This is a genomic window from Prevotella sp. SGI.167 (assembly GCF_050313615.1).
Taxonomy (GTDB): domain Bacteria; phylum Bacteroidota; class Bacteroidia; order Bacteroidales; family Bacteroidaceae; genus Prevotella.
The window spans coordinates 1-438 of record NZ_JBNPLT010000142.1 but is presented as its reverse complement, the minus strand read 5'-3'; the positions used below and the strand labels follow the sequence as shown (position 1 = coordinate 438).

The window sequence follows — 438 nt, the reverse complement described above, 5'->3', positions numbered from 1 at the left end:
TCTTGCCACCACCGCCCATGATTCTATCTCCAGTATCACCTTGTCGCGGTTGAGCTACGAGACGAAGACCATCTTGAGAAAGGACTTTGGAAAGCTCAAGAACATCACCTTGCACGATGAGGCTATCAATATCAAGGAGGTGGTGGTGAGAAGTGTGCCTATCCGCCAGAGCGGCGACACCTTGACTTATGATGTCAATGCCTTCAAGAAAGAAATGGATAGAAGCATCGAGGATGTACTGAAGCGAATGCCAGGAATCAGCGTGGACAACACGGGAGGCATCTATTACCAAGGTGAGCGCATCAGTAAGTTTTATATCGAAAACATGGACATGCTGTCGGGTAACTATACCTTGGCTACCAAGAATATCCGCCCTGACGACGTGGCGGCGGTGAATGTCTACGAAAACCACCAACCCATAAGAGCCTTGAAGAATGT

At 48.6% G+C, this 438-nt stretch carries 1 pseudogene; it reads left to right on the top strand.

Going from position 1 to position 438, the window contains the following annotated elements:
• A pseudogene (locus ACQRBJ_RS16260) lies at positions 1 to 438 on the top strand (TonB-dependent receptor); the annotation flags it as partial.